Genomic DNA, 24,709 nt, shown 5'->3' on the forward strand with positions numbered 1-24,709 from the left:
CCCGCCTTCGTTCACCCACCGCACGTCACATGCGGCAGTCCTTGCGCGTCTTGGATGTCACGACAATGAAGGACATCGAGGAGGTGGCGCGCAGATGCTATTTTCAATCAAAAGCGGCGCCCTTTTCAAGGCGCCGCTTTGTATCTCAGATAGGTCTTATCATCGGCAGCCGCAATGGAGCGGCAGTTAAAAACCGGTCAGGGCAGATGCTTCACATGCTTGCGGTGCATCTCTTCCGATTCGGATTCCGACATCGCCTTGTCCGGCACGCCGAAAATCTGGCCCGGAAGAATCCGGTCCGGATCGGCGATCTGGTCCTCATTGGCAAGGTAGATCGTCGTGTAGCGGACACCGGCGCCATAGACGCGGCGCGAAATCTGCCAGAGCGTGTCGCCACGGCGGATGATCACCGAGGTCTTGCTCTGCTGTAACGGTGCCTGCTGGACGGTTTTCGGTTCGGCAGATGCTTGGCCGGTGGCAGCGGAGGCATCATCGGTTACCGTAGCGGCAGTGCCTGACTCTGCGGCAGGCTTCTGTGCCGTCTCCGTCGTCGCAGGCTTGGCTGCATCGCTGCTTTCAACCGGTGCCGTGCCTGCCGCTGCGGCAGAATCCTGAGCAGGTGCCGGTGTCGTGGTTTGGCTGGCAACGGCATCGTTACCCGTACCATCAGTGCGCGGCATCAAGGCCGAACCGACCGCAGTCTCGATCTTGCCGAGCGATGCAGAGACACTTGCCGCATCCTTGGGGAGCGCCTTCAGCATGGTCAGCGCATCCGTCGCGGCCGAGGCGGTCTTGGCCGCCATTTCCTTGACATTCGCATCCAGATTGTCAGCAACCTTGAAATCGGCGAGCGACTTCAGAGCGATTTCTGTCGCCGAACGCGCCGCCGCCAGTTCTTCTGCCGACGGCACCTTGCCACCCGCAAACAGGCCCTTCAGCAGGCTCAGAGCCTTGGTCGCTTCCAGACGCAAGCCATCGAAGCTGCCGCCTTCGAGCGGCACGACGGAACCCTGTGCGTTACCCTGCGCCACGGCTGCCACCTGATCACCGGCCGGACGATCGAACGGCACGGCGGCACGCAACTCGACCTTGCTGCCATCAGCGCCCATCATGTCGGCACGGATCGTGTGGTTGCCGACAGGCAGCTCGATCGTGCCGTCGACGACGAAGCGGCCCTGCTCGTCGGTCTTGGTTTCTCCGACCAGCGTGTCGTCGGCGTAGATGCGCACCAGCGCACCCGCCTTGGCGTTACCGGCCACGAAAATCTTCTTGCCTTCAATCTCGACGGCCGAAACGCCAACAACGGATTTGTCGCCGGTTGCTGCGGCGGCAGCCGCATCGCCTGTCGCCGGAGGCTGAGCGGAAATTGCCGTACCGGCAGGCTGGGCGACATCCGTCGCGGTCTGTGCAACCGCCGGTGAAGGCTCGGCTTTGGCCACTTGACCGGAAGCAACGGCGGCCGCGCCTGCTACCGGCTTGGTGATGATACGGCTGGCCTCACCGGGCTTGGAGACCATGGCGAGCAATTCGCCTGTCTTGTCTTTCGGGATCGAGACGGTTGCGACTTCATCCGAGGACGTGGTCACGCCGTTTTCACCGATGCTGCGCAGCGTCAGCTGATAGTCGCCTGCCGGCAGCGGATTATCGAAGATCGCAGCGAAATCGCCGGTCGCACCGACATCTGCAGTCGCAACGACTGTTTCGCCGTTGACGATCTCCAGTTTGGTATTGGGCTGTGCCCGTCCTGCAATCACCGTCGAACCATCGGGCTCGACGCGCAGCACGTCGAAGGCAGGCACGGTCAACGCCGAAGCCGCATCGGCGGGCTTGGCATCGGTCGCAGTCGCGGTGTCGCCTGCGGCGGCCGGGCGCGCACTCTTGGCGTCTGCCGGCTTGGCGTCTGCCGTTTTGCTATCGGCGGTATCTGCTGGCGTTTGCGCCGGAGCTTGCGCCGTGACCTTGTCCTTACTGCCGTTGATATTGGGCATGACAAAGAAAATCATCAGCAGTGTCGCAATTGCCAGGACGATAAGAGCCACCCAGCCGGCCTTGTTCTTCATCATGCACATCTCCAAATGGCCCGGAACCGCCTACGCCCGGCATGGGCGCAGAAGGGCAGCTTTTTCCAAGCCTTACTGCCAGCAGCTTTCCGTCAGTTGCTGTTGAACGGAATCAACCTCACTATAACGTCAGCTCAAGCTTAAAAAATGCTAACGATTCCCGAGGTTTTCCACAAGCATCGCCGCATGTTCAGACCGGCCGAAAGCCCCGTTTCCCGTCATTTTTCTTGACGCATCCTGCCCACGGTGTCTCTTTGGGGCATGAGCGAGAAAAACATCCCGATTCGATCCGTTTGCGTCTACTGTGGCTCCCAGCCCGGACGCGATCCGTCCTTCATGGACGCCGGCCGGATTCTCGGCAAATCCATCGCCGAAAATCACCTTCGCCTCGTCTATGGCGGCGGCACGAAAGGCATCATGGGAGCCGTCGCAAGCGGCGTTCTTTCGCATGGCGGCCGCGTGACAGGTATTATACCAGAATTCCTGATGGATATGGAGGCCACCCGCCATTCGCTGGGGCAGCTCAGCGAACTGATCGTGACGCCGGACATGCATGAGCGCAAACACAAGATGTTTGAGCGTTCGGATGCGTTCGTCACCCTGCCCGGCGGCATTGGCACGCTCGAGGAGATCGTCGAGGTCATGACCTGGGCGCAGCTTGGCCGCCACCGCAAACCGATCGTGCTGGTCAACATCAACGGCTTCTGGGATCCGCTGATGAAGCTGATCCATCATATGGCCGACAGCGGCTTCATCCACACCGCCCACCTCGTCCAGCCGCTGGTCATCGACAGCGCCGACGAAGTCGTTCCGGCCCTGCTTGCCCATTGGGCCAGCCAGGTCGACCGCGACGGCGACGACGGCATCATCGCCAAGCTGTAATCGTCGCGGCGCAATGGTATTTGACGAGACCATTCGGCCGGTTCCTGCCCGTATTGATCGACCGGCTGCAGAGTTGTACTCTGGCGGTAGAACAAGGTGTGCCGGAAATATATTTTGATGAGCGACAAAAACAGCATTTCCGAAGATTTAAGCCGCCGCATCGATAAGCTGGCTGCCCGGTCAGCTTTGACGCGCCAGCAGATCATTGAGGATGCGCTATCGCATGGCCGCTCCCTTGCCTGGCAGGAAAAATGGGTTGAAGGCGTGCAGGACGGCATCGAAGAAGCCGATCGTGGCAATTTCGCCACCTCGGAGGACATTGCAGCGGTTCTGAACAAGTACAACCAGGCATAAGGGCCGTGCGGATCGTATGGACGAAACGCTATCTGCTCGAGCTTAGCCGCATCGGTGATTACATTGCCACGCGAAACCCACGGGCCGCTGCGCGCATCGTCAACGACATTCACGCAAAAACAGAAAGGCTGCTGTCCAGCAATCCTTTCATCGGACGCCGTGGCGAAATTCGCGGGACGCGGGAACTCGTCATTCCCGGCACGCCCTACATTGTTGCCTACCGCGTCGGAGATACGCAGGTAGAAATACTCTTCGTCCAGCATGGCGCCCGTGAATGGCCGGAAGACGCTTAACGCACGTCCGGATCCATCGGGATCAGGATGTCTCCAGGCTCATCGCGCCACGCAAACCCGCAAAGCGGATTTTGCGTGGCTTTGGCCTATTCGGCCGCGTTCGGCACGGCTGCCCGGCGGGCGCGGCTTTCCAGGATCATCGATGTCGAATAGACCGCCAGCGCTGCCCAGATCAGGATGAAGGCTATCAGCTTCGATGTGCCGAAAGGCTCGTGGAAGACGAAGACGGCGATGATGAAGATCATCGTCGGGGCGATGTACTGCATGATGCCGATCGTCGACAGTTTCAACAGCTTGGCGCCGTTGGCGTAGATCATCAGCGGGATCGCCGTGACCACGCCGCAGGCCATCAGCCACGCGACATCGGCCCAGCCGGTATCGGTGAAATGGCCCTGCCCGGTGAATTCCAGATAGGCGATATAGCCGAGTGCGGGAACGCTGAGCAACAGCACTTCGAGGAAGAAGCCCTGATTGGGTCCAACCGGCAACGTCTTGCGGAAGAAGGCATAAAGCCCCCAGGACAGCGCCAGGCCGATAGACACCCAGGGCAGACCACCTGCATCGAAGGCAAGCACAACGACGGCGATGGCGGCGAGAACGATCGCCACGATCTGTGCCGGGTTGAGCTTTTCCTTCAAAAGAACCGCGCCGAGGAAGATCGAGAACAGCGGATTGATATAATAGCCAAGCGCGGTTTCGAGCGCCCGCCCTGCCCCGATCGCCCAGACATAGATGCCCCAGTTGATGGTGATCAGCACCGCCGTCAGCATCGCCATCTTCAGCATGCGCGGGCTGCGCAACGCCACCTTCACGTCCTCCGTGCGGCCAAGCAGGATCAAGACGGCACCGGCGAGCGGCACCGACCAGACGATCCGGTGCGCCACAACCTCGAAGGCCGGAATATGCGCCACAGCCTTCATGAAGAACGGCAGGAAACCCCAGAGCAGATAGGCCGTTAGCGCAAAGGCGAAGCCACGAGGAGAATCGCCGTTTTGCACCGCTGGTGTTTGTTTCGCGTCAGTCATGGCATTTCATCCCGTTGCAGGCTGCCAATGGCAGTCCTTTGTCATTACGGCCGTCCTACTCCAAACACGGGTGATCAACCAATTCATTTCCGTGAACCTTGCTACAGCAATGCTCACAATGCTCTGCCCCGGCTGTTTCACCGCAGCTTGTCGAAAATACCCGATATTTTACGGGGTGCATTCTGGCGTTTGCCGCTTTAGGTTCCTTACCAGGCAATGACCGGTCAGAGATAAGGACTTCACGATGTCATCCATCCTCGCGCTCCACCCGATTACCCGCCGCTCGCTCCTGAGCGGTGTCGCAGCCACCTCCGCCCTGGTTCTCCTGCACCCCTTTGCCGCGCGCGCGGCCGCCAACCAGGCGCATCTGCGCATCATGGAAACCACCGACATCCACGTCCACGTCTTCCCTTACGACTACTACGGCGACAAGCCGAACGACACGCTGGGACTTGCCCGCACCGCCTCGATTATCGACAAGATCCGTGCCGAGGCCGGTAATTCCTTCCTCGTTGACAATGGCGATTTCCTGCAGGGCAATCCGATGGGCGATTACATGGCCTATCAGCACGGCATGAAGGAGGGCGATGTCCACCCGGTCATCAAAGCGATGAACGTGCTTGGCTACGAGGCCGGCACGCTGGGGAACCACGAATTCAACTATGGCCTCGACTATATGTTCAAGGTGCTGGGTGGTGCCAATTTCCCTTATGTCTGCGCCAACCTGACCAAGGGGCAGCTCGCAGCGAATCCGAAGGACGACCAGCTGTTCTTCAAGCCCTACACGATCGTTGAAAAAACCATCACCGATGGTTCCGGCGCCGCAAACGAACTGAAGATCGGCATCATCGGCTTCGTGCCGCCGCAGATCATGCTCTGGGACATCAAGAATCTCGAGGGGAAGGCACAGACGCGCGATATCGTCGAGGCGGCCAAGGCTTGGGTGCCTGTGATGAAGGAGGAAGGTGCCGATATCATCATCGCGCTCTCCCACTCCGGCATCGATGGCTCCGGCCAGAGCGACCGCATGGAAAATGCCTCGCTCTATCTTGCCGGTGTCGAGAGTATCGACGCCGTGTTTACCGGCCACCAGCATCTCGTCTTCCCTGGCCCCAAGAGCTTTGACGGCATCGACGGCGTCGATCCAGTCAAGGGCACGCTGCTTGGCAAGCCGGCCGTCATGGGCGGCTTCTGGGGCTCGCATCTCGGCCTGATCGATCTTCTCTTGGAAAAGGACGGCAACAGCTGGAAGATCGTCGATTTCACCACCGAGGCGCGGCCGATCTATCACCGCGAAGACAAGAAGGTGGTGGCTGATGTGCCCGACCGCGCCGATGTCCTCGCCGCCGCCAGCGCCGAGCACGAGGCGACGCTTGCCTATGTCCGCACGCCGGTCGGCAAGACCTCGGCGCCGCTCTATTCCTACTTTGCGCTGGTGGCCGACGATCCTTCGGTGCAGATCGTCTCCAACGCGCAGACCTGGTACATCCAGGACATGCTGAAGGACACGGAATACAAAGACCTTCCGGTTCTTTCGGCCGCTGCTCCCTTCAAGGCGGGCGGGCGCGGCGGTGCGGACTACTACACCGACGTTCCGGCCGGCGACATCGCCATCAAGAACGTCGCCGACCTCTATCTCTATCCGAACACGGTTCAGGCCGTCGTCATCACCGGCGCGCAGGTGAAGAACTGGCTGGAAATGTCGGCCGGCATGTTCAATACCGTTGCGCCCGGCGCCAAGGACGTGGCTCTGCTCAACACCACCTTCCCCTCCTACAATTTCGACATTATCGACGGTGTCACCTACCAGATCGATCTGTCGCAACCGGCGAAATATGACGGCGACGGCAAGGCCGTAAACCCGGATTCCAACCGTATCCGCAACCTGTCGTTCGAAGGCAAGCCGATCGACCCGGCCCAGAAATTCGTCGTCGCCACCAACAATTATCGCGCCGGTGGCGGTGGCAAGTTCCCGGAAATCGCCAGCGACAAGGTGGTCTTCGCCGCCCCCGACACCAACCGCGACGTCATCGTCCGCTATATCATCGCCGAAGGCACCATCAACCCGTCGGCCGACGGCAACTGGAGTTTTGCGCCCGTGGAAGGTGCAACGGCGCTGTTCGAGAGCGGCCCGAAGGCACGCGGGCTGATGGCTGATGTCAAGAGCGTGAAGATCGAGGATGCCGGCGATGGCGCGGACGGGTTTGCGAAATTCCGGCTGGTGTTGTGACTTTCGAGCGCTCCGATAGGCGCGCTCCACCGGCACAGGATCCGAAGTGTACCGGGGCATGACGTCTTAGCCCGCCTGATTAAATCAGGCGGGCAAGCTCCCGCCCCCTATAATACTAGGTGATCCCGAGCCACCACTCGAACTTGAAAGCACACCTCGCATGGATAACAGCCCGTCAATCGCAAAGGCGGCAGCATGGATGGTGACGTCTGTGGTCCTAATCCTGCTCATGGCTGTGTCGGGCCGCGTTATTACCCGCGAGCTCGACGTTTTCCAGGCAATGGAGATGCGGTCCGTCATTGCCTTTTTCATGCTGTTGCCGCTGGTATATCGCGAAGGCGGTATCAGAGCGATGCGAACCGGCATCCTGCCCAAACATATCGGCCGCAACGTTGCGCACTATGCGGGGCAATATGCCTGGTTGATGGGCCTGACGCTCATTCCGCTGGCTCAGGTCATTTCGATTGAGTTCACCGCCCCCATCTGGGCTGCGTTTCTGGCCGCAATCTTCCTCGGCGAGCGGCTGACATGGCGAAAAGGTGTCGTGATCCTTTTCGGTCTGGCAGGTGTGGCGCTCATCGTGCGTCCGGGGGCAGCGCCCCTCAATCCCGGCCATCTGATCACACTGGGCGCCGCCTTCGCGTTTGCGATTTCCTTCATTTCCACGAAGGCACTGACCCGCTCCGACAGCGCAACAAAAATCCTTTTCTGGATGCTCGTCATCCAGTCGATCATCGGGATCATTCCGGCGATCAACGTCTGGCTTTGGCCATCGGCCTCAACATGGCCGTGGATATTCCTGTTCGCATTCGCTGGCTCGTTTGCCCATTTCTGCATGGCGAAGGCGCTGTCTCACGCGGATGCCACTGTTGTCATGCCGATGGATTATCTGCGGGTGCCCTTGTCGGCAGTGCTGGGTTTCCTCCTGTATTCCGAGGCGATCGACAGTTTTACGGCGATCGGCGCTGGACTGATCCTGGTTGGTAACCTCTTCAATCTGCGGCGGCCGAATGCCAAGAAAGTCGAACCGACACCGACGTGACGATTGCAGGAGGTGGCGCGCGCCCTCGGTTAAGAAAGCGCGCCTCCTCCACAACAGCAACATGGGGCTTGCAGGCGAATACCCTACTCGGCCGCAGCCAAACCGGCCTGATCGCGGTTCTTCAACAGCTTGAACACGATCGAATCCATCAGCGCCTGGAATGATGCGTCGATGATGTTGTCCGAAACCCCGACCGTCCACCAGCGGGCACCGGTACCGTCGACGGATTCGATCAGGACGCGGGTGATGGCCTCGGTGCCGCCATTGAGAATACGCACCTTATAGTCCACCAGTTCCAGGTCCTCGATCTCCGACTGGTATTTGCCGAGATCCTTGCGCAGGGCCAGATCGAGCGCGTTGACCGGGCCGTGGCCCTCGGCGACCGACATGGTGGCTTCGCCATCGACCGAGACTTTGACCACCGCTTCCGAGACGGTCTTCAAATGACCGTTGGCATCGAAACGCCGCTCGACCATGACGCGGAAGCTTTCGACATGGAAGAAATCCGGCACCGAGCCGAGAATGCGCTGGGCAAGGATGGCGAAGCTGGCATCAGCACCTTCATAGGCATAGCCGGTTGCCTCGTTTTCCTTGACGATGGAAATCAGCTGATCGAGCTTGGGATCATCCTTGGAAACGGTGATACCGCGGCGCTTCAGCGCGTTGATGAAATTGGCCTTGCCGCCCTGGTCCGACACCATCACCTTACGCAGGTTGCCAACGCTTTCCGGCGTCACATGTTCGTAGGTGCGCGGGTCCTTCAGGAGTGCCGAGGCGTGGATGCCGGCCTTGGTGGCAAAGGCGGAGGCGCCAACATACGGCATCTGATGATCCGGCGAGCGGTTGAGAAGCTCATCGAACGAATGCGACAGCTGGGTGAGTTCCTGCAGCCGGTCGGCGTCGATCGCCGTCTCGAAGCGGCTGGTATAGGTTTCCTTCAGTGCCAGCGTCGGGATCAGCGTCACCAGATTGGCGTTGCCGCAGCGCTCGCCGATGCCATTCAGCGTGCCCTGGATCTGGCGCACCCCCGCCTCGACGGCAGCGAGCGAATTTGCAACCGCCTGGCCGGTGTCGTTATGCGCATGGATGCCGAGATTGGCGCCCGGTACGCCATGGGCAATCACAGCTGCGACGATGTCGCAGATTTCGGGCGGCTGCGTGCCGCCGTTGGTGTCGCAAAGCACGACCCAGCGGGCACCGGCGTCATAGGCGGTCTTGGCGCAGGCCAGCGCATAGGCCGGGTTGGCCTTGTAACCATCGAAGAAATGTTCGCAATCGATCATCGCTTCCTTGCCACTTGCGACAACAGCTTCGACCGAAGACTGGATCGATTCGAGGTTTTCTTCATTGGTGCAGCCAAGGGCGACGCGGACATGATAGTCCCAGCTCTTGGCGACAAGACAGATCGCATCGCTTTCGGCCTGCAAAAGTGCTGTCAGCCCCGGGTCATTGGAGGCGGACACACCGGCGCGCTTGGTCATGCCGAAGGCGACGAAGCGCGCGTTCTGGGTGCGTTTTTTTCCGAAGAATTCGGTATCGGTCGGGTTGGCGCCGGGATAGCCGCCTTCAACATAATCCATGCCGAACTCGTCCAGCAGCGCGGCAATGGCGATCTTGTCCTCGACGGAAAAGTCGATGCCCGGCGTCTGCTGGCCGTCGCGCAGCGTGGTGTCGAAGAGGTGGATTTTTTCGCGGGTCATCGGCTGGCCTCCGAACGTGTATTCCGAGCATGAGGTACATTACCCCCCTCTGTCGGCGACGCCGACATCTCCCCCACAAGGCGGGAGATTAACCGAATGCTCCGTGCTCGCCTCAACGGAAAGCTGGAAAGGGAAATGAATGATCTCCCCCCTTGTGGGGGAGATGTCACGAAGTGACAGAGGGGGGGGCAAGCGGCAAACGCTGTCATGTCAATTCTTCCCCGCAAACCCGTCCGTCGCCCGGATCAGCCGGTCGAGAATGCCGGGCTCGGAATAGGCATGCCCTGCCCCTTCGATCAGGTGAAACTCGGCTTCCGGCCAAGCCTTGTGCAGCGCCCAGGCATATTTTGCCGGGCATGGCATGTCGTAGCGGCCATGGACGATGACGCCGGGAATGCCATGCAGCTGGTGGGCGTCACGCAGCAACTGCCCCTCATCCAGCCAGCCGGCATTGACGAAGAAATGGTTTTCGATACGGGCAAAGGCGTGGGCATATTCCTCCTGCTCGAACGGCGTCGAGGTCGACGGTTCCGGCAAAAGCGTAATGGTTTCGCCTTCCCAGATGCTCCAGGATTTGGCGGCGGCAACACGGGTCGCCCGGTCATCGCTTGTCAGCCGCCGGTGATAGGCGTGCATCATCTCGTGGCGTTCGTTTTCCGGGATCGGTGCGATGAAGCGCTCCCATTTGTCGGGAAACAGTTCCGAGACGCCGAACTGATAGTACCAGTCGAGTTCGGCCTTGGTCAGCGTGTAGATGCCGCGCACGACGAGTTCGGACACGCGTTCGGGATGTTTTTCCGCATAGGCGAGCGCCAAAGTCGAGCCCCAGGAGCCGCCGAAAACCAGCCATTGTTCGACGCCGGCCATTTCACGCAGCCGCTCGATATCGGCAACGAGGTGCCAGGTGGTGTTGGCTTCCAGTTCCGCTTGCGGCGTTGACTTGCCGCAACCGCGCTGGTCGAACAGGGTCACGTCATAGAGTTTTGGATCGAACAGCCGGCGATGGTTCGCAGAGATCGTGCCGCCCGGGCCGCCATGCAGGAAGACGGCCGGCTTTGCGCCCGGCGTTCCGGATTTTTCCCAATAGATCGTGTGGCCGTCGCCAACGTCGAGATGGCCGGACGCATAGGCCTCGATTTCAGGATAGAGCGTGCGGAGAATTTCGGTCATGCTGTCTGCTTTCAAGGATGATCTTAAGCGCCGGTCAGGAGGCGTGCGGAAATTGCGGCCAGACTTCGGTGTCGTGGTCGGGATGCTGGAAGGAGATGATCTGTTCCTGCTGCATGTAGTAATTGGGATCTTCATGCACCGGCTGGTCGAAGATCGTTGTCACCCAGGCATTGCGGGCGGCGAAATTGACCTGGATCTGCGGCGCGAGATCGTCGCGGTTGTCGAAGGCGCCGATGGCAATTTCGAGCCCACCCGGATGCCTGTAGGTCAACGGCGTGCCACAGGCGGCGCAGAAGCCGCGGGCAATGTTGATGGATGACTGGAAATAGCTCGGCTCGCCGCGGGTCCATTCCGCCTCGCCTTCAACGGTGACCAATGGGCCGAAGAAGCCACCGAAGGCTTTCTGGCACATGCGGCAATGGCAGATCGACGGGCGGCCGAGGGCGCCATGGATCTTGAAGCGAATGGCACCGCACTGGCAGCCTCCGGTTCGGGTGGTTTCGGTCATCTCAGTCCTCCGGTGGCCAATGTTCAGTATCGTAGTCGGGATGCTGGCGGTTCGATTCCAGAATGGCAATGTGCCGCTCGGCGCTCGGCGCTGCGCCGTCATCGGTCTCCGTGCCGGGCAATCCCGGCAGGTGCGAAAACCATGGCATGCGCGATTCGACGCCGGATTGGGTCAGCGGCCGCACGTCATAGGGATCATCGAGCGACCCCAGCACGATATTAATGAAATCAGCCTCCGGCATATCGTAAAACAGCGGCGTGCCGCAAAGAAAACAGAAGCCGCGCCGGACCAGATGCGAGGAACGAAACCAACCGGGAGCGCCGCGGGTGATGCTGAAACTGGCGCGCGGCGCATTGGCGAGCGGCATGAAATAGTTTCCGGACGCCTTCTGGCACATGCGGCAATGGCACAGATGCGGATCGCCAAGCGTTCCTTCCGCCCGGTAACGCACCGCGCCGCACTGGCAGCCGCCGGTATAGATGCGGCTGATGCTCATCAGCGCTCCTCCGGCGGCCATTCGGCCGTATCATGATCCGGGTGCTGATAGGAAACCAGATTGGCAAGGAAGGATACGGCGTCCTGATCGGCCATCGTATCGTCGCCCGGCAATTGCGGGATGTGATCCACATAAGGCAGCTTGGCCTCAATGCCCCACTGGATTGTCGGGACGATCCCTTCCGGCCGGTCAAAGGCGGCGATCGTCAGCGCCACACCATCCGGTGCCTCGTAGGTCAGCGGCGTACCACAATCGCCGCAAAAGCCGCGCGACGCTGCGTTGGAGGACTGGAAGCGCTTGGGTTCGCCGCGTGTCCAGACAAGCTTTGCCTGACGCACAGAAACCAGTGGCAGGTAGAAATTCCCCGCGGCCTTCTGGCACATCCGGCAGTGGCAGACGGACGCATCGCCAAGCGCGCCTTCGACACGGAAGCGAACCGCACCGCATTGGCAGCCGCCCGTATGGACGATAGCGGTCATGGATGTTCCTCCGGCGCCAACCAGTTTTCGATTTTCAAACCCTCGACACGGGAAAATTCACGGGTGTTGTTCGTTACGAGCGTTAAATTGAGCGAACATGCATGAGCGGCGATAAAGAGGTCAGCCAAACCGATTGGCTGACCCTGACGCTCCAAATCATTACGAATGACACTGTAGTTCTGGGAAGCCGCGTCATCGTAGGGGAGGATGGCGATGCGGGATAAGGTATTCTCGACGAGATCGGATAGCCGGGGCGATCCTTTCTTCCTGATCCCGTAGCGCATCTCGGAGGCGACGACGGCGCTCACGCACAGTGCATCTTCACCGACCCGTTCCATGTACTGACTTGCAATACCGAAAGGGTTGCGGATCGCATCAGACAGAATATTCGTATCGAGCATGTAAAGCACACCGTTCACAGACTGAAGTCCTTCGGAAGCGGGCTGTCTTCATCAAGGTCCGGGAATTCTTCATCGAGCGGTTCCTGCGCGCGAAGCCACTCCAGCAAGCCGCTTTTCTTCTTCGGCTCGATGATCAACCGGTCACCTTCCTTGCGCATGATCGCCTCGTTTCCCGGGAGTTCGAACTCCACGGGAATACGGACGGCCTGATTTCGGCCGTTGCGAAAGAGTTTTACCTCGCGTCCCTGGTCAACCTTGATGACATTCATGACAGCCTCCTTCGGCATAGGCCTCAGCATATGCCTGTATCGTCAGTGAGACAAGTTCAGCGCCTGACCTCCCACGTCGTGACCCGCTCGCCCGTCGCCGCATCCTTGCCGTCCTTCAGCTGGATGCCCTTGGCGGCGAGATCGTCGCGGATCTTGTCGGCCTCGGCAAAGTTTTTGGCCTTGAGCATTTCAAGCCGCATCGCCACAAGCGCATCGACCGCCGATGCAACCGCACCGTCAACTTCCGCCTCCTTCGGCAGAACGCCAAGCAATGCAGCACTGGCGGCAAAGACCGGCAATGCGGCCGGGTCTGCATTCGCAGCCGATGCCAGCGCATGCAGGGCCTGCACCGCGGCGACCGTGTTCAGATCATCGGCCAATGCGTTGAGCACGGACGCATCCGGCGCCACATCGCCAGGCTTGCCGGCCGGCCATTTGGCCAGCAGGCGCTCCGCCTCCTCCAGCCGTTTGATCGAAAAATCGATCGGCTCGCGGTAATGCGTCATCAGCATGGCCAGACGCAGAACCTCGCCCGGCCACTTGCGGCCGCCAAACGTCTCGGTGTGCAGCAATTCGTAGATGGTGACGAAATTGCCTTCGGACTTCGACATCTTGCGGCCTTCGACCTGCACGAAACCGTTATGCATCCAGACATTCGCCATCACCTTGGTACCATGGGCGCAACGCGACTGGGCGATCTCGTTCTCGTGGTGCGGAAAGATCAGGTCGAGCCCGCCACCGTGGATATCGAAGACCTCGCCGAGATAGGCGGCCGCCATGGCCGAGCACTCGATATGCCAGCCGGGACGGCCCCGGCCCCAGGGCGAATCCCAGCCGGGTTCTTCCGGCGAAGAGAGCTTCCAAAGCACAAAGTCGCCAGGGTTTTTCTTGTGAATGTCCACAGCGACGCGTGCGCCAGCCTGCTGTTCGTCAAGGTTACGTTTGGAGAGCTCGCCGTAAGCCGACGTCGAAACGGTATCGAACAGGACTTCGCCATTGGTTTCATAGGCATGACCGCGTTCGATCAGCCGCCCTATCAGCGTGATCATGTCCGACTTTCCGTCCTCACGCGGCTGCACGAATTCGGTGGCACGCGGCTCGTGTGTCGGTTCAAGGCAGCCAAGTATCGCCACGTCGGAATGGAACTGGTTCGCTGTCTTCTCCGTCACGCGGCGGATCGCTTCGTTCAGCGACAGCGTACCATTGCCGATCTCTGTGCCGAAATCCCGCAGCGCCCGCGCATTGATCTTGTCGTCGAGGTCGGTGATGTTGCGGGCGTAGGTCACGTGGCTTTCGCCATAGACATGGCGCAGCAGCCGGTAGAGCACGTCAAAGACGATAACCGGGCGGGCATTGCCGATATGGGCGAAGTCATAAACCGTCGGGCCGCAGACATACATGCGGACGTCATCGGGATCGATCGGCGCAAAGGCCGCCTTCTCCCGGGTCAGCGTATTGTAAAACTTCAAGTCTGGCAGTCCGCTCATTTCCATCTCCCATTCCGCACGATACCGGATACACGCAGCCGCCAGGCTGGACCTTCACGTTGTCATCTTGGATTTTGGGAGACGAAAACGGCCAGGCCAGCGTTGAGGCTAGCGAATAATAATCCGGCAGATGCAGCAGATAACCGTTTTCATGGGCTGCTTTATCGCGCTTCGATCCGTCCTGGTCAAGAGGTCAGCCGCGCTCCAGCATCTTATGTTGCAATACTGGATTATTCGTCATCGTTTTGTCATGATTGCGCTTATCTGGAGAGGCCAGATGTCTGGGGAATCAAGGCTTTGAGAACTTGCACATTAAAGCCTGTTTCCCGGGGCACAATAAGGAGCGCCGTTCTGGTGGAGAACACAACGGACGAAGCGATTCCGCTTAGGGAAGCATCTGAGGAGAATTTGAAATGCCTGGCACAAAAACCGACAAGAACAGTCCGCGAGCGGCGGCCAATCTCGTCGAGCAATATCGTCCGCTTGGCCTGAAGGCCGTGCTTGCCGCTGCCCTGCAGATCAAGCCAAAGCCGGTGAAAAAGCCGGCCTGATCGCTCAAAAGAGCGACAGCTGCGGATTTGCAGGTGTTTCTTTCGGCTTTGAGGAAGGCCGCGCCGATACATGCACCGGCGTCTGAAGATCGGCGCCGGTATTGGCCACCTTGTTCACCTTGTCCGACACGGCGATGACGTCGAAATAGTCATCATCGACCGGGGCCAGCAAATCGGCGACATCGCGCGGTTCCTGTGTCCTGCAATCAAGCCAGCGGGCAAAATCCTCCGGCTTGATCACCACCGGCATGCGGTCATGAACATCGCCGACGCGCGTGTTGGCACAGGTCGTCAGGATGGCGGCCGTATCGACCTCGGATCCGTCCGCCGAAGACCAAGTTTCCATCAGTCCCGCAAATGCAACAATGCCGCCGTCTCTCGGCTTGATCCAGTATGCCTGCGCCGCCTCGCCGCTTTCCTTTGACGGCCGGTGCCATTCGTAGAAACCGGAGGCCGGGATCAGAACGCGCCTATGGCGCATCGCTGCCTTGAACGAGGCTTTTTCCGCGGCAGTTTCAGCCCGCGCGTTGATCAGCAGCGGAAAATCGCGCGGGTCCTTGACCCAGGACGGCGTCAGCCCCCAGCGCACCAGCAGCGCCCGGCGATCCGGCAGGTTGCTGCCGGGGCGCTGCCTCTCACCGGACATGACGATGATAATCGGTTGCGTCGGGGCAATATTGAAGCGCGCCGGAAAATCCTCAGTCTCCATAAGACCGAAAATATCCGCCAGTTCCTTGGGTGTCGCTGTCAGCGAAAATCGTCCGCACATGGCTTTCAGATCGCACTTCGCCTAAGGTGGGTCAAGATTTACAGCACTTTTCCGGTTCCATCGATATGACAGTTCCCCCCCAACTTGCCTCTTCCGCCATTCTCGAACGCAACGGGCGCTATCTGCTCGTGCGCCGCGCCAATCCGCCATCCGCGGATATGTATGCGTTTCCGGGCGGCCGCGCCGAGGCAGGCGAAACGCCGGCGCAAACGGCGGTACGCGAGTTTCATGAGGAGACCGGTATTCTGCCACGCAATCCGCTGCTGTTCGAGACTTACGATCTACCACCGCGTGAATCAGACGGGCCGAGTGCCCGGCATTTCTTTCTTTCGGTGTTCACGGTGGACGCCGACCCCGATCTTGTTGCCATCGCGGCTGACGATGCAGCCGATATCGGCTGGTATACGGCCGATGAAATCTTCGGCCTTCCCATTCCAGAAAGCGTGTGGGAATGCGTGGAAAAACTCGAGGCGCTGCGGCAGCGATGAGCCTGCCGCCAAAATCCACTTGCCCGCAGGCATGATTCGGGGCTTGAAAGGGAAATGATCCGTTTTCTGGCCGCACGATCGTCTCTTCTCCTGGCTTTTGCCTGCCTGCCGCTTGCCGCGCTGGCGCAGGGCGTTCCACCGGCGGGCGCGCCTGTTGCTGTCGCCGAGAAGCCTGCACCTTACGATGCGCGCCTGCTGCGTTTATCGGAAATCCTTGGATCCGTTCACTATTTGCGCACCCTCTGCAAGGATTCCACTGCAGATACCTGGCGGCAATCGATGCAGGATCTGCTCAACAAGGAAGCAAAGGGCGAAGCCGACCGGCGTGCGCGGATGACCGCCGCCTTCAACCGCGGCTACCGGACATTTGCCTCGGTTTATACGGCCTGCACGGCTCCGGCCGTGGTCGCTGACGAGCGATACCGTGCCGAAGGAGCAACACTTGCTTCAGAAATAACCGCCCGCTTTGGAAATTAACGATAAATTAACCTCTTTCTTCAGGAGCCCGTGTCGTTTTGGGAAAAGGCTGCTAAGGTTGTTAAGAGAGTGGTAAGAAGTGGCATCGCCCTGAGTCAGGTGCCAAGTAAAGAGCGTGAAACGGCATGGAACGAATGATGGAACCAAGTCTGAATGACATCGACGACATGATTGTTCATGAGAAGATGCAGGCAGCCCTGGAACACCAGAATGAGGCCTGGGCGGATGGCATGGCCGATGGCATCGAGCCTGAAATCATTGCCGACGCTGCCATTGCGCTTGCCATGCGCGAAACGATCCGCCTTCATGGCGAAGAAGGTGCCGAGGCCATGCTGAATTCGCTTCGCGAGCGTATGCTGGCCGGTGAATTCTCACCGGAACGCACCCTGCAGTAGTTTCGAGGCTATCATGGAACGTCAGCTGTCAGCATGCCGGATGCGTGCGGTTCGCCTTTCTGCGTTGCTGCTTTCCAGCCTGCTCGCCGTATCCATCCTTCTGCCCCATCCAGCCTTCGCACTCAGCGAATTGAAGCGGATACCTGGCGAAACGAGCCAGGATAAGCCGGCCAAGGACATTCCCGAAGAAGACGAGCCACGCGATACCGACCCCATGCAGATTCCGATGCCGGATCCGCTGGTCAACAAGCCTGCCCGTGACGCCAAGGATGATTCGATAGAGGACAAGGCGCCAGCCGCTCCGGTCGAGGTCCTGTCGGACGTTTCCAAAATTCCCAAGCCGGTCGCCCGGATGCGCGAATTGATCGTCGAGGCTGCCGCCTCCGGCGACATCGAACGGCTGCGGCCCCTGCTCGGCAAAGGTCCGACCCAGACTCAAGTCGGCGAGGCCGATGCCGATCCGATCGAGACGCTGAAGGGCCTGTCGGGCGATCCGCAAGGGATCGAAATCCTGGCGATCCTGCTCGATGTGCTGTCGGCCGGTTTCGTTCTCGTCGACAAGGGTACGCCTGAAGAAGCCTATGTCTGGCCCTACTTCACCGAAAAGCCGCTGGCATCCCTGACCCCGCCGGAAAAGGTTGATCTGTTCCGTCTGGTGACCGCCGGCGATTTCGCCGAGATGGAAGAAGGCGGCAATTACAATTTCTACCGCGTGGGGATCACACCTGACGGCCAGTGGAAATTTTTCGTGGCTGGCGACTAACGGCGGCGCAAAGCGCTTGCCGCGGCGCGTGCGAAATCCTACCTGTTTCACCTGACAAACAGGATAAACGCCATGCAGCCCGCCACCCTTCCAGATCGTGCCATGATTACCGTGTCGGGACAGGACGCGCAGGAATTCCTGCAAGCGCTGATCACCACCGATCTCGACCTTCTCGAAGACGGCGAAGCAAAGCCCGGCGCGCTTTTGACACCACAGGGCAAGATTCTGTTTGACTTCATGGTCAGCCGCGACGGCGCGACGATCAATCTCGAAACCGGCGCGGATCAGGCCGAAGCGCTGTTGAAGCGATTGACCATGTACAAGCTACGCGCGCCGATTTCACTGTCGCTCGCCAATCCTGCCGCCGTTGCCATCCGTTTCGACGAGGCGCCCGGCGCCTATCGCGATGCGCGTTTTGCCAAGGCCGGACTGGCCGTTTTCCGCACCTATGGTGGAGAGGGCGAAACGGCTGGCACCGGCGACTATGATCGCCTTCGCATTCAGAGCGGTATTGCCGTTTCGGGCTCCGATTATGCTCTGCAGGACGCTTTTCCCCATGATGTGCTGATGGACAAGAACGGCGCACTGTCCTTCAAGAAGGGCTGCTATGTCGGCCAGGAAGTCGTGTCGCGCATGCAGCATCGCGGCACCGCGCGGCGGCGTGTGGTGATTGTCGCAGCAGAAACCGCACTGCCGGAAACCGGAACAGCGCTGACGGTCAAGGGACGCTCGATCGGCACGCTCGGCAGCGTCATTGGCGCATCAGGCTTGGCGATCGTGCGCATCGACAAGGCTGGCGAAGCCATCGCTTCGGGCGAGCCGATCCTTGCCGGAGACACCGCGGTAACGCTCACCCTGCCCACCTGGACAGGCCTGGATTTCCCGGCTGAAGCCGGTGAGGAAAGCGCCTGATGTCTGCCCGTGCCTGGCAGCGCATGCTTTCCGGACGGCGGCTCGATCTGCTCGACCCCTCACCGCTCGATGTCGAGCTGTCCGATATCGCCCACGGGCTTGCCCGTGTTGCCCGCTGGAACGGCCAGACGGACGGTGATCACGCCTTTTCCGTTGCCCAGCATAGCCTTGTCGTCGAGGAAATCTTTCGCCGCCAGTTCAGCTGCACAGCCGAGGAATGCCAGATGGCCCTGCTGCATGATGCCCCGGAATATGTGATCGGCGACATGATCTCGCCGTTCAAGGCCGTGGTCGGCGGCGGCTACAAGGTGGTCGAGAAGAGGTTGGAGAGCGCCATTCATCTGCGTTTCGGCCTTCCTGCCGCGGCATCGGCGGAGCTGAAGACCCGGATCAAGAAGGCCGATCAGATCGCTGCCTATTTCGAGGCGACCGTGCTTGCCGGATTTTCACTGACCGAAGCGCGCAAGTTCTTTGGCCAGCCGCGCGGCATCACCCGCGAGATGATCCTGATCGATCCGCTGCCGGCCATCGAGGCGCAAAGATTGTTTGCCGAACGGTTTGCCGCGATCGAGGCGGAACGTTCGGCTTTACGGGCGGTGTCCTGAGATGCCGGTGATTGTCGTCTCGCCCCTGTCGCGCATCGCCGAAATGGCTGTGCGCCATCGCGCCCGCGAAATGATCAGCCTGATGGCCAAGGAGCAGGCCTTTCATCGTCCGGCCGTGATTACGGCTGACCGGCATCTACTGCTGGGAATGAACGATATTACCTTTTCCGGAAATGCCGCTCTTGTCGCTCCGGGCGAAGAGCACGTGCAACAGATCATCGACTTTGCGCGGCAATGGGATCGTTCGGCTCCGTTGCTGATCCACTGCTGGATGGGCATATCGCGCTCGCCTGCCGCTGCCGTTCTCGCCTCCCTGGCGGTTGAGCCCGATCAGGACGAAACAGAGCTTGCATTGCGGCTGCGCGCCGCCTCCGCCTATGTCACGCCCAATTCCCGGCTGATCGAGATCGGCGATCGGATGTTGTCGCGCGACGGCCGGCTGGTGGCGGCAATCAAGGCCATCGGCCGCGGTGCCGATACCGATGGAAACGTGCCCTTCGTCTTTTCCCCGCTGCCGGAGCCTGCCGCCCATGCCGGCTGACAGGACCGTTGGCGTCGAAATCGGCCTCAACGCCGCGATCGTCGCGGTGACCAGCCGCTCGCCGCGTATCCTCGCTGTCAGCGACGAACAGAGTGACAGCCGGGACGGCCTGCCCTTCGGCCCCTTCGACCCTGCCCGCCACCGGACATTCGAAACCAGCCTTCGAGCCAGCGTCGAGCAGCAGACGGCGCTTGATCTCGGGTACATCGAGCAACTCTACACATTTGGCGACCAGGGCCGCCACCGCTCGGCGGGCGAAAGCAGTACGCATATGGTATCGGTCGGCTATCTGGCGCTGACCCGCACGGACGCGGAAAACAACGCCCGCCTCGCCGAGGCCGGCGCCCATTGGCGCGACTGGTACAGCTACCTGCCGTGGGAAGACTGGCGGCAGGGCCGGCCAGTGCTGATCGACCAGATCATTCTCCCCGCCTTGCGCCAGTGGGAAATGGGCGGGCATCAGGACGAACGGATGGGCCTGCCGCAACGGCGCACCCGCACACGCCTTGCCTTCGGGCTCGATGATTTCCCCTGGGACGAGGAGCGCGTGCTGGAGCGCTACGAACTTCTCTATGAGGCCGGCCTGGTCGGCGAAGCCGTGATCGACGGCCGCGCCAGCGCCACCGCCACTCCGCCGGTTGGCCTGACAATGCGTCACGATCATCGCCGCATCGTTGCCACGGCGGTTGCGCGGCTGCGCGGCAAGATCAAATACCGGCCGGTGATCTTCGAACTGATGCCGCCGGAATTCACGCTGACGGATCTGCAGGCGACGGTGGAAGCGATTTCAGGCCGCCACCTGCACAAACAGAATTTTCGCCGTCTGGTCGAAGGCGCGGAACTGGTCGAGCCGACCGGCATGCTGACGGCCGCGACCGGTGGACGGCCAGCCGCCCTCTTCCGTTTCCGCCGCCAAATTCTCGACGAACGTCCGGCCCCCGGCCTCAAAGTTGGTGGTCGATAAATGCTGCTGACAGCAACTGCCTTTTTTCAGGGTTGACGCACCGGCCCCGCGCTCCATCTCCCTCCCCTTCAAGCATGACAAGGGAAAGGCCCGATGGAACAACAGGCAACGGACGTCATCATCGCCACACGCACGGCGCTCAGTCAGGCAAGCGCGCTGGCGGTGCAATATTCCTTCTCGGTCCTCGGCGCCGTCATCCTTTTGTTTGTGGGATGGATCATTTCGCGGCTTCTGCACAACTGGGCTTATTCCGGCCTGTCACGGGTGCGCGGCATCGACGAGACGCTTGCCCGGTTTTTCTCCAATATCGTGCGCTACGCGGTCCTGTTGCTGGTCTTCATCACGGTTCTTGGCCAGTTCGGGGTGCAGACAGCCTCGATCATCGCGACCTTGGGCGCCGCCGGTCTGGCCATCGGGCTCGCGCTACAAGGAACACTGCAGAACATAGCGGCGGGAATCATGCTCCTGGTGCTGCGGCCGTTCCGGGTCGGAGAGTCGATCGAAACGCCTGCCGTCACCGGCACCGTCACGGAAATCGGTCTCTTCGCAACGGAGTTGAGGACAGCGGATGGGCTCTATCGCCTCGCACCAAACTCGACGCTCTGGAATGTACCGGTCACCAACTACAGCCGCGAGCGCCTGCGGCGCCATGACCTGACGGTAATCATCGGCAATCACGAGGATATCGATGCGGCTCAGGCCGCCTTGCTGGATCTTGCGAAAGGAAATCCGGCCATAGAACAAACCCCGGCCCCCTCGACTTTCATTGCCGATCTGAGCAAGGACGGGACATCGCTGACGCTTCGCTACTGGGTGGGCACCGCCAAATGGTGGGCGACGACACGCGATATGCTGCGTGCCGCCAAGCGTGTCTTTTATCTGCCTGAACAGCCAGCCGAGGATCCGGCTGCCTCGTAAGGCCGGAGCTGCTATTCGATAACCGCACAAGCGAGCCGGTCACCGGCATCACCCGAAGGCTGGCTGCGATTGTCATCGGATTTCGCATGCACCATCAGCGCCCGGCCGCGAATGCCGTTATCGGCATTGTCGAGCACCACCATGCTGTTGAAGACCTGCGCTCGCATGACGCCATCGGCGCCGACATACTGGTTGGGCATATCACCGGCATGCGGGCCGTTGGCGGCGAGAAAACCATGTTCGGCATTACCCGGGTTGAAATGCTTGCCGGCCGATTCATGATTGTGCGCGGCGTCGCATTTGCCGGTCTCGTGCACATGAAAGGCTACCCACTTTCCGGGCGGCAGGTTCGTCACCTCCACCTCGATCAGTACGCCATTCTTACCCTTCGTCAGGGTTGCCCGTCCCGTCTCCTTGCCATCCTTGCCGATGAAATTGGCGATGGCAGTCTGGGATGACGATTGCGCAAAAGCGCCTGTCGATGTGACGAGAACAAGGGCGAGCGTAGGGAGCAAGCATTTCATCAGACATTCCTCCAGTGGATGATTGGCTGAAGATGCAACGCCTGATGCGGCCAGCAGTTCCACAATCAACCGGTATGGCTGGAGAAACCCTGTGATGTGCGGATCAGAATATCCGGATCGCCGACGTGGTGATGATGACGAGGGAAACGGCGATCAGAAGCGGCCTGACCGGCAGGTGCTTGACGACGATCGCGCCGATGGGAGCAGCCAGCACTCCACCCAGCACGAGACCGATCGCCGAGCCGAGATCGGACCAGCCGAGCGTGAATACGAACGTCGCCGAGATCGTCAGGGTGACGAGAAACTCGGTCAGGCTGGTGGAACCGATGACCTTTTTCGGGTCATGGCCGCGGCCGATCAGTGATGTCGTCACGATCGGCCCCCAGCCGCCGCCGCCCGCAGCATCGAGAACGCCGCCACCCAAACCGATGAACGGCACGGCCCAATCCTTAACCTCGCGCACCCAGAGCGGCCGCACCGCCTTGAACAGGATATAGAGGCCGACCAGCACCAGATAGGCCGAAACGAACGGCTCGATCACCTTGCCATCAATGTTCGACACGCCGTAGGCGCCGAGCGCCCCGCCGATCATGCCAGCGGGAGCCAGCCGCGCGACAAGCCGCCAGTTGATGTTGCGCTGATAGGTATGCGATGCACCGGATGCAGCGGTCGTGAAGATTTCGGCGATATGAGTCATCGCGCTTGCCGTTGCCGGCGGGACACCGAAGGCCAGAAGGCTGGTGGTGGACAGCAGGCCGAAGGCCATTCCCAGAGCGCCATCGACCAATTGTGCGAAGAAACCGATGACAACGAAAATCCAGAAATCTGCCGACACGAACAATCCTTCTTCAAATCCAGCGATTGGAAACGCGGCCTATTTGCGCCAACCACGCCGTGTAGGTAAAGGTTCCCTGACGGCAATTCACAAGCCCTATGACCAACGGCCGTGATGAAAACAGGAGAAACCGATGAAGGTCATTGCTCTTCTCCTCGCCGGTGCTGTTCTGACGGCCCCGGAGGACAAGCCTGCCATTTCCGATTATTTCGGTAACAACGGTACCACCAGCCAACCGGCGATTACCCAATGCAACCTGACCAGCGACGACCTGAATGGACAGTTCAAAACCTGCCGCTACGACTGCGGCAAGACGCTGACGATCGGCGCGTGCCTGGTCTGTCCGTTCGTACTGCAACGATAGGAAGCAAGAGATGACGGGTTTCGACTGGCACGGCGATCCGATCAACCGCGACACAGTGGTCACCCGAACCTATCGCAACACCCAGAACGTCCGCCGTTTTCTCACCGCAGAATGCGGTGACGACTTTGCGTTCGATCGTGCTTTCATGGCCTGGATCAAGGACGGCGCGGAGAAGACGATGGGCGATGTTGCCGACGAATGGAAGCGGCGTCGGACAATTGCTGGTGCCTGACGCGCCCGCATTTAGCCGATGACGATATCAAGCCCGATATCCAGTGTCGGCGCGGCCATGGTGATTTTTGAGGTCGAGATATAGTCGACGCCGGTTTCGGAGATAGCGCGGATGGTCTGGAAATTAACGTTGCCGGAGGCCTCGAGCTTGGTCCGGTGCGGGTCGGCGGCATAGGCGTCCGTAGACAGCTGCCAGTGGGCGGCATTGACGGCCACGGCCTCCCTGAGCAGATCAGGTCCCATATTATCGAGCAGGATCACATCCGGGCTGGCGGTCAGCGCCTCGCGCATCTGGTCGAGACCATCGACCTCGACCTCGATCTTGACCAGATGACCGCAATAGGCGCGTGCCGCATGAACAGCAGAGGCAACGCCGCCGGAGACGGCGATATGGTTGTCCTTGATCAGGATCGCATCATCCAGGCCGTATCTGTGATTGGATCCGCCGCCGAGGCGCACCGCATATTTTTCCAGCGCCCGCAGGCCGGGAATGGTTTTTCGCGTGCAGCAGACTTTTGCCCGGGTATGGGCGATCTCGGCCGCGAACTTCGATGTGTAGGTGGCAACGCCGCAGAGATGCATGAGGAAATTCAGCGCGACGCGCTCGGCCGACAAAAGCCCGCGCGCCGGACCGGAGATGCGGGCCATCGCCGTGCCCGGCGCAATCCGGTCGCCGTCCTTCACCAGCGCCTCGAAGCGGATCGTCGGATCGATCAGGCGAAAGGCGGTGCGGGCAAGCTCCATGCCGGCAACGACACCGGTTTCACGGGCGTTCATTTCAGCTGTTGCCGTCCGGTCCGGGGCAATCGTCGCATAGGTGGTGATATCACCGGCGCGGCCGAGATCTTCCAGAAGGGCCATGCGAACCTGATCCTCGACCATCAGGGCGGGCAGTTCTGGGCGAAGGGCGGTTTGTGTCATGATTGAGCACTTTCGGTTTCGAACTGGTAGAATTCCTCTTCTCCCCTGCGGGGGA

31 protein-coding genes are annotated in these 24,709 nt (G+C 60.4%); 17 read left to right on the forward strand and 14 right to left on the reverse strand.

The features are described 5' to 3' along the window. Positions 1 to 197: 197 nt before the first annotated feature. Positions 198 to 2,063, reverse strand: a complete 1,866-nt coding sequence (locus ASD36_RS00730) for a LysM peptidoglycan-binding domain-containing protein (RefSeq protein ID WP_060503565.1) — start codon at positions 2,061 to 2,063, stop codon at positions 198 to 200. 258 nt (positions 2,064 to 2,321) lie between these two features. Between ASD36_RS00730 and ASD36_RS00735 the strand changes: the two genes are divergently transcribed. The 3 genes from ASD36_RS00735 (at position 2,322) to ASD36_RS00745 (ending at position 3,589) form a co-directional block, all read left to right on the forward strand. Then, entirely contained in the window at positions 2,322 to 2,942 is a 621-nt protein-coding gene (locus tag ASD36_RS00735) for a TIGR00730 family Rossman fold protein (protein ID WP_082512060.1), read from the forward strand. A gap of 117 nt (positions 2,943 to 3,059) precedes the next feature. Next, positions 3,060 to 3,296 (forward strand): hypothetical protein, encoded by a 237-nt coding sequence (locus tag ASD36_RS00740; protein ID WP_060503566.1) that lies wholly within the window; start codon positions 3,060 to 3,062, stop codon positions 3,294 to 3,296. 5 nt (positions 3,297 to 3,301) lie between these two features. Further along, entirely contained in the window at positions 3,302 to 3,589 is a 288-nt protein-coding gene (locus ASD36_RS00745; RefSeq protein ID WP_060503567.1) for a type II toxin-antitoxin system RelE/ParE family toxin, read from the forward strand. An 86-nt stretch (positions 3,590 to 3,675) separates the two neighbouring features. On the opposite strand, the gene rarD is transcribed toward ASD36_RS00745, so the two are convergent. After that, positions 3,676 to 4,614: an EamA family transporter RarD gene (rarD, locus tag ASD36_RS00750; RefSeq protein WP_060503568.1), complete on the reverse strand. Its 939-nt coding sequence runs from the start codon at positions 4,612 to 4,614 to the stop codon at positions 3,676 to 3,678. 244 nt (positions 4,615 to 4,858) lie between these two features. Between rarD and ASD36_RS00755 the strand changes: the two genes are divergently transcribed. Next, positions 4,859 to 6,844, forward strand: coding sequence for a bifunctional 2',3'-cyclic-nucleotide 2'-phosphodiesterase/3'-nucleotidase (locus ASD36_RS00755; protein ID WP_060503569.1), 1,986 nt, complete (start codon positions 4,859 to 4,861; stop codon positions 6,842 to 6,844). Between the two features lie 160 nt (positions 6,845 to 7,004). Then, positions 7,005 to 7,886 carry a DMT family transporter gene (locus ASD36_RS00760; protein ID WP_060503571.1) on the forward strand — a complete coding sequence of 294 codons (882 nt, stop codon included), beginning with the start codon at positions 7,005 to 7,007 and terminating at the stop codon, positions 7,884 to 7,886. An 83-nt stretch (positions 7,887 to 7,969) separates the two neighbouring features. On the opposite strand, the gene cimA is transcribed toward ASD36_RS00760, so the two are convergent. The 8 genes from cimA to cysS all read right to left on the reverse strand — a co-directional run bounded on the left by cimA (position 7,970) and on the right by cysS (position 14,396). Beyond that, a complete protein-coding gene (gene cimA, locus ASD36_RS00765) occupies positions 7,970 to 9,586 on the reverse strand; it encodes a citramalate synthase (protein WP_060503572.1) in 1,617 nt (538 codons plus the stop codon). Positions 9,587 to 9,796: 210 nt separating this feature from the next. Next, positions 9,797 to 10,756, reverse strand: coding sequence for a prolyl aminopeptidase (pip, locus tag ASD36_RS00770; RefSeq protein WP_060503573.1), 960 nt, complete (start codon positions 10,754 to 10,756; stop codon positions 9,797 to 9,799). 34 nt (positions 10,757 to 10,790) lie between these two features. Beyond that, on the reverse strand, positions 10,791 to 11,264 hold the full coding sequence (locus ASD36_RS00775; RefSeq protein ID WP_060503574.1) for a GFA family protein: 474 nt from the start codon (positions 11,262 to 11,264) through the stop codon (positions 10,791 to 10,793). 1 nt (position 11,265) lies between these two features. Further along, the gene (locus tag ASD36_RS00780; RefSeq protein WP_060503575.1) at positions 11,266 to 11,760 is read right to left on the reverse strand and encodes a GFA family protein; all 495 of its coding nucleotides are present in this window, start codon (positions 11,758 to 11,760) and stop codon (positions 11,266 to 11,268) included. Next, positions 11,760 to 12,239: a GFA family protein gene (locus tag ASD36_RS00785; protein ID WP_060503576.1), complete on the reverse strand. Its 480-nt coding sequence runs from the start codon at positions 12,237 to 12,239 to the stop codon at positions 11,760 to 11,762. Before ASD36_RS00785 ends, ASD36_RS00780 begins: the two co-directional genes overlap by 1 nt. Next, complete coding sequence (locus ASD36_RS00790) at positions 12,236 to 12,658, reverse strand: type II toxin-antitoxin system VapC family toxin (protein ID WP_060503577.1); 423 nt, start codon at positions 12,656 to 12,658, stop codon at positions 12,236 to 12,238. The genes ASD36_RS00785 and ASD36_RS00790 overlap by 4 nt, the downstream gene beginning before the upstream one ends. Further along, entirely contained in the window at positions 12,655 to 12,909 is a 255-nt protein-coding gene (locus tag ASD36_RS00795; protein ID WP_112834565.1) for an AbrB/MazE/SpoVT family DNA-binding domain-containing protein, read from the reverse strand. Before ASD36_RS00795 ends, ASD36_RS00790 begins: the two co-directional genes overlap by 4 nt. 56 nt (positions 12,910 to 12,965) lie before the next feature. After that, positions 12,966 to 14,396 (reverse strand): cysteine--tRNA ligase, encoded by a 1,431-nt coding sequence (gene cysS / locus ASD36_RS00800; protein WP_060503579.1) that lies wholly within the window; start codon positions 14,394 to 14,396, stop codon positions 12,966 to 12,968. A gap of 413 nt (positions 14,397 to 14,809) precedes the next feature. Between cysS and ASD36_RS30950 the strand changes: the two genes are divergently transcribed. Next, positions 14,810 to 14,947 (forward strand): hypothetical protein, encoded by a 138-nt coding sequence (locus tag ASD36_RS30950; protein WP_164491950.1) that lies wholly within the window; start codon positions 14,810 to 14,812, stop codon positions 14,945 to 14,947. Between the two features lie 4 nt (positions 14,948 to 14,951). Here the strand turns inward: ASD36_RS30950 and ASD36_RS00805 are convergent, their stop codons facing one another. Further along, complete coding sequence (locus ASD36_RS00805; RefSeq protein ID WP_060503580.1) at positions 14,952 to 15,716, reverse strand: SOS response-associated peptidase; 765 nt, start codon at positions 15,714 to 15,716, stop codon at positions 14,952 to 14,954. A gap of 65 nt (positions 15,717 to 15,781) precedes the next feature. Between ASD36_RS00805 and ASD36_RS00810 the strand changes: the two genes are divergently transcribed. The 9 genes from ASD36_RS00810 (at position 15,782) to ASD36_RS00850 (ending at position 21,779) form a co-directional block, all read left to right on the forward strand. Then, on the forward strand, positions 15,782 to 16,204 hold the full coding sequence (locus tag ASD36_RS00810) for an NUDIX domain-containing protein (RefSeq protein ID WP_060503581.1): 423 nt from the start codon (positions 15,782 to 15,784) through the stop codon (positions 16,202 to 16,204). 54 nt (positions 16,205 to 16,258) lie between these two features. Then, a complete protein-coding gene (locus tag ASD36_RS00815; RefSeq protein ID WP_082512061.1) occupies positions 16,259 to 16,681 on the forward strand; it encodes a TIGR02301 family protein in 423 nt (140 codons plus the stop codon). Between the two features lie 125 nt (positions 16,682 to 16,806). Further along, on the forward strand, positions 16,807 to 17,076 hold the full coding sequence (locus ASD36_RS00820; protein ID WP_112834535.1) for a hypothetical protein: 270 nt from the start codon (positions 16,807 to 16,809) through the stop codon (positions 17,074 to 17,076). Between the two features lie 13 nt (positions 17,077 to 17,089). Next, entirely contained in the window at positions 17,090 to 17,839 is a 750-nt protein-coding gene (locus ASD36_RS00825; RefSeq protein ID WP_060503582.1) for a hypothetical protein, read from the forward strand. 72 nt (positions 17,840 to 17,911) lie between these two features. Further along, positions 17,912 to 18,751, forward strand: coding sequence for a folate-binding protein YgfZ (locus ASD36_RS00830; RefSeq protein WP_060503583.1), 840 nt, complete (start codon positions 17,912 to 17,914; stop codon positions 18,749 to 18,751). Beyond that, on the forward strand, positions 18,748 to 19,356 hold the full coding sequence (locus ASD36_RS00835) for an HD family hydrolase (RefSeq protein WP_112834536.1): 609 nt from the start codon (positions 18,748 to 18,750) through the stop codon (positions 19,354 to 19,356). Before ASD36_RS00830 ends, ASD36_RS00835 begins: the two co-directional genes overlap by 4 nt. Before the next feature lies 1 nt (position 19,357). Further along, positions 19,358 to 19,897 (forward strand): tyrosine phosphatase family protein, encoded by a 540-nt coding sequence (locus ASD36_RS00840; RefSeq protein WP_060503585.1) that lies wholly within the window; start codon positions 19,358 to 19,360, stop codon positions 19,895 to 19,897. After that, positions 19,887 to 20,861, forward strand: coding sequence for an NAD regulator (locus ASD36_RS00845; protein WP_112834537.1), 975 nt, complete (start codon positions 19,887 to 19,889; stop codon positions 20,859 to 20,861). The genes ASD36_RS00840 and ASD36_RS00845 overlap by 11 nt, the downstream gene beginning before the upstream one ends. 93 nt (positions 20,862 to 20,954) lie before the next feature. Continuing rightward, entirely contained in the window at positions 20,955 to 21,779 is an 825-nt protein-coding gene (locus ASD36_RS00850) for a mechanosensitive ion channel domain-containing protein (RefSeq protein WP_060503586.1), read from the forward strand. An 11-nt stretch (positions 21,780 to 21,790) separates the two neighbouring features. Here the strand turns inward: ASD36_RS00850 and ASD36_RS00855 are convergent, their stop codons facing one another. Continuing rightward, positions 21,791 to 22,303, reverse strand: coding sequence for a superoxide dismutase family protein (locus tag ASD36_RS00855; protein ID WP_060503587.1), 513 nt, complete (start codon positions 22,301 to 22,303; stop codon positions 21,791 to 21,793). Positions 22,304 to 22,406: 103 nt separating this feature from the next. Beyond that, positions 22,407 to 23,138 (reverse strand): sulfite exporter TauE/SafE family protein, encoded by a 732-nt coding sequence (locus ASD36_RS00860; protein ID WP_060503814.1) that lies wholly within the window; start codon positions 23,136 to 23,138, stop codon positions 22,407 to 22,409. A gap of 133 nt (positions 23,139 to 23,271) precedes the next feature. Here ASD36_RS00860 and ASD36_RS00865 point away from each other — a divergent pair, with 133 nt between their 5' ends. Both ASD36_RS00865 and ASD36_RS00870 read left to right on the forward strand, forming a co-directional pair. After that, the gene (locus ASD36_RS00865; protein WP_060503588.1) at positions 23,272 to 23,502 is read left to right on the forward strand and encodes a hypothetical protein; all 231 of its coding nucleotides are present in this window, start codon (positions 23,272 to 23,274) and stop codon (positions 23,500 to 23,502) included. 10 nt (positions 23,503 to 23,512) lie between these two features. Further along, positions 23,513 to 23,734 (forward strand): DUF6434 domain-containing protein, encoded by a 222-nt coding sequence (locus tag ASD36_RS00870; RefSeq protein ID WP_060503589.1) that lies wholly within the window; start codon positions 23,513 to 23,515, stop codon positions 23,732 to 23,734. A gap of 11 nt (positions 23,735 to 23,745) precedes the next feature. Here the strand turns inward: ASD36_RS00870 and nadC are convergent, their stop codons facing one another. Next, the gene (gene nadC / locus ASD36_RS00875) at positions 23,746 to 24,654 is read right to left on the reverse strand and encodes a carboxylating nicotinate-nucleotide diphosphorylase (protein ID WP_060503590.1); all 909 of its coding nucleotides are present in this window, start codon (positions 24,652 to 24,654) and stop codon (positions 23,746 to 23,748) included. Positions 24,655 to 24,709: the final 55 nt, after the last annotated feature.

It is taken from the genome of Rhizobium sp. Root1334 (assembly GCF_001426665.1).
Lineage (GTDB): Bacteria > Pseudomonadota > Alphaproteobacteria > Rhizobiales > Rhizobiaceae > Pararhizobium.

Bases quoted from the DNA above. Each gene is read 5' to 3' on its own strand.
- ASD36_RS00830 (WP_060503583.1), top strand. From the start codon at position 17,912: ATGCAGCCCGCCACCCTTCCAGATCGTGCCATGATTACCGTGTCGGGA.
- cysS (WP_060503579.1), bottom strand. From the start codon at position 14,396: ATGAGCGGACTGCCAGACTTGAAGTTTTACAATACGCTGACCCGGGAG.
- ASD36_RS00865 (WP_060503588.1), top strand. From the start codon at position 23,272: ATGAAGGTCATTGCTCTTCTCCTCGCCGGTGCTGTTCTGACGGCCCCG.
- ASD36_RS00785 (WP_060503576.1), bottom strand. From the start codon at position 12,239: ATGACCGCTATCGTCCATACGGGCGGCTGCCAATGCGGTGCGGTTCGC.
- ASD36_RS00760 (WP_060503571.1), top strand. From the start codon at position 7,005: ATGGATAACAGCCCGTCAATCGCAAAGGCGGCAGCATGGATGGTGACG.
- ASD36_RS00730 (WP_060503565.1), bottom strand. From the start codon at position 2,063: ATGATGAAGAACAAGGCCGGCTGGGTGGCTCTTATCGTCCTGGCAATT.
- ASD36_RS00845 (WP_112834537.1), top strand. From the start codon at position 19,887: ATGCCGGCTGACAGGACCGTTGGCGTCGAAATCGGCCTCAACGCCGCG.
- ASD36_RS00805 (WP_060503580.1), bottom strand. From the start codon at position 15,716: ATGTGCGGACGATTTTCGCTGACAGCGACACCCAAGGAACTGGCGGAT.
- ASD36_RS00755 (WP_060503569.1), top strand. From the start codon at position 4,859: ATGTCATCCATCCTCGCGCTCCACCCGATTACCCGCCGCTCGCTCCTG.
- ASD36_RS00810 (WP_060503581.1), top strand. From the start codon at position 15,782: ATGACAGTTCCCCCCCAACTTGCCTCTTCCGCCATTCTCGAACGCAAC.
- ASD36_RS00850 (WP_060503586.1), top strand. From the start codon at position 20,955: ATGGAACAACAGGCAACGGACGTCATCATCGCCACACGCACGGCGCTC.
- cimA (WP_060503572.1), bottom strand. From the start codon at position 9,586: ATGACCCGCGAAAAAATCCACCTCTTCGACACCACGCTGCGCGACGGC.
- ASD36_RS00855 (WP_060503587.1), bottom strand. From the start codon at position 22,303: ATGAAATGCTTGCTCCCTACGCTCGCCCTTGTTCTCGTCACATCGACA.
- ASD36_RS00840 (WP_060503585.1), top strand. From the start codon at position 19,358: ATGCCGGTGATTGTCGTCTCGCCCCTGTCGCGCATCGCCGAAATGGCT.
- ASD36_RS00870 (WP_060503589.1), top strand. From the start codon at position 23,513: ATGACGGGTTTCGACTGGCACGGCGATCCGATCAACCGCGACACAGTG.
- ASD36_RS00780 (WP_060503575.1), bottom strand. From the start codon at position 11,760: ATGAGCATCAGCCGCATCTATACCGGCGGCTGCCAGTGCGGCGCGGTG.
- ASD36_RS00820 (WP_112834535.1), top strand. From the start codon at position 16,807: ATGGAACGAATGATGGAACCAAGTCTGAATGACATCGACGACATGATT.
- nadC (WP_060503590.1), bottom strand. From the start codon at position 24,654: ATGACACAAACCGCCCTTCGCCCAGAACTGCCCGCCCTGATGGTCGAG.
- ASD36_RS30950 (WP_164491950.1), top strand. From the start codon at position 14,810: ATGCCTGGCACAAAAACCGACAAGAACAGTCCGCGAGCGGCGGCCAAT.
- pip (WP_060503573.1), bottom strand. From the start codon at position 10,756: ATGACCGAAATTCTCCGCACGCTCTATCCTGAAATCGAGGCCTATGCG.
- rarD (WP_060503568.1), bottom strand. From the start codon at position 4,614: ATGACTGACGCGAAACAAACACCAGCGGTGCAAAACGGCGATTCTCCT.
- ASD36_RS00795 (WP_112834565.1), bottom strand. From the start codon at position 12,909: ATGAATGTCATCAAGGTTGACCAGGGACGCGAGGTAAAACTCTTTCGC.
- ASD36_RS00740 (WP_060503566.1), top strand. From the start codon at position 3,060: ATGAGCGACAAAAACAGCATTTCCGAAGATTTAAGCCGCCGCATCGAT.
- ASD36_RS00735 (WP_082512060.1), top strand. From the start codon at position 2,322: ATGAGCGAGAAAAACATCCCGATTCGATCCGTTTGCGTCTACTGTGGC.
- ASD36_RS00815 (WP_082512061.1), top strand. From the start codon at position 16,259: ATGATCCGTTTTCTGGCCGCACGATCGTCTCTTCTCCTGGCTTTTGCC.
- ASD36_RS00775 (WP_060503574.1), bottom strand. From the start codon at position 11,264: ATGACCGAAACCACCCGAACCGGAGGCTGCCAGTGCGGTGCCATTCGC.
- ASD36_RS00825 (WP_060503582.1), top strand. From the start codon at position 17,090: ATGGAACGTCAGCTGTCAGCATGCCGGATGCGTGCGGTTCGCCTTTCT.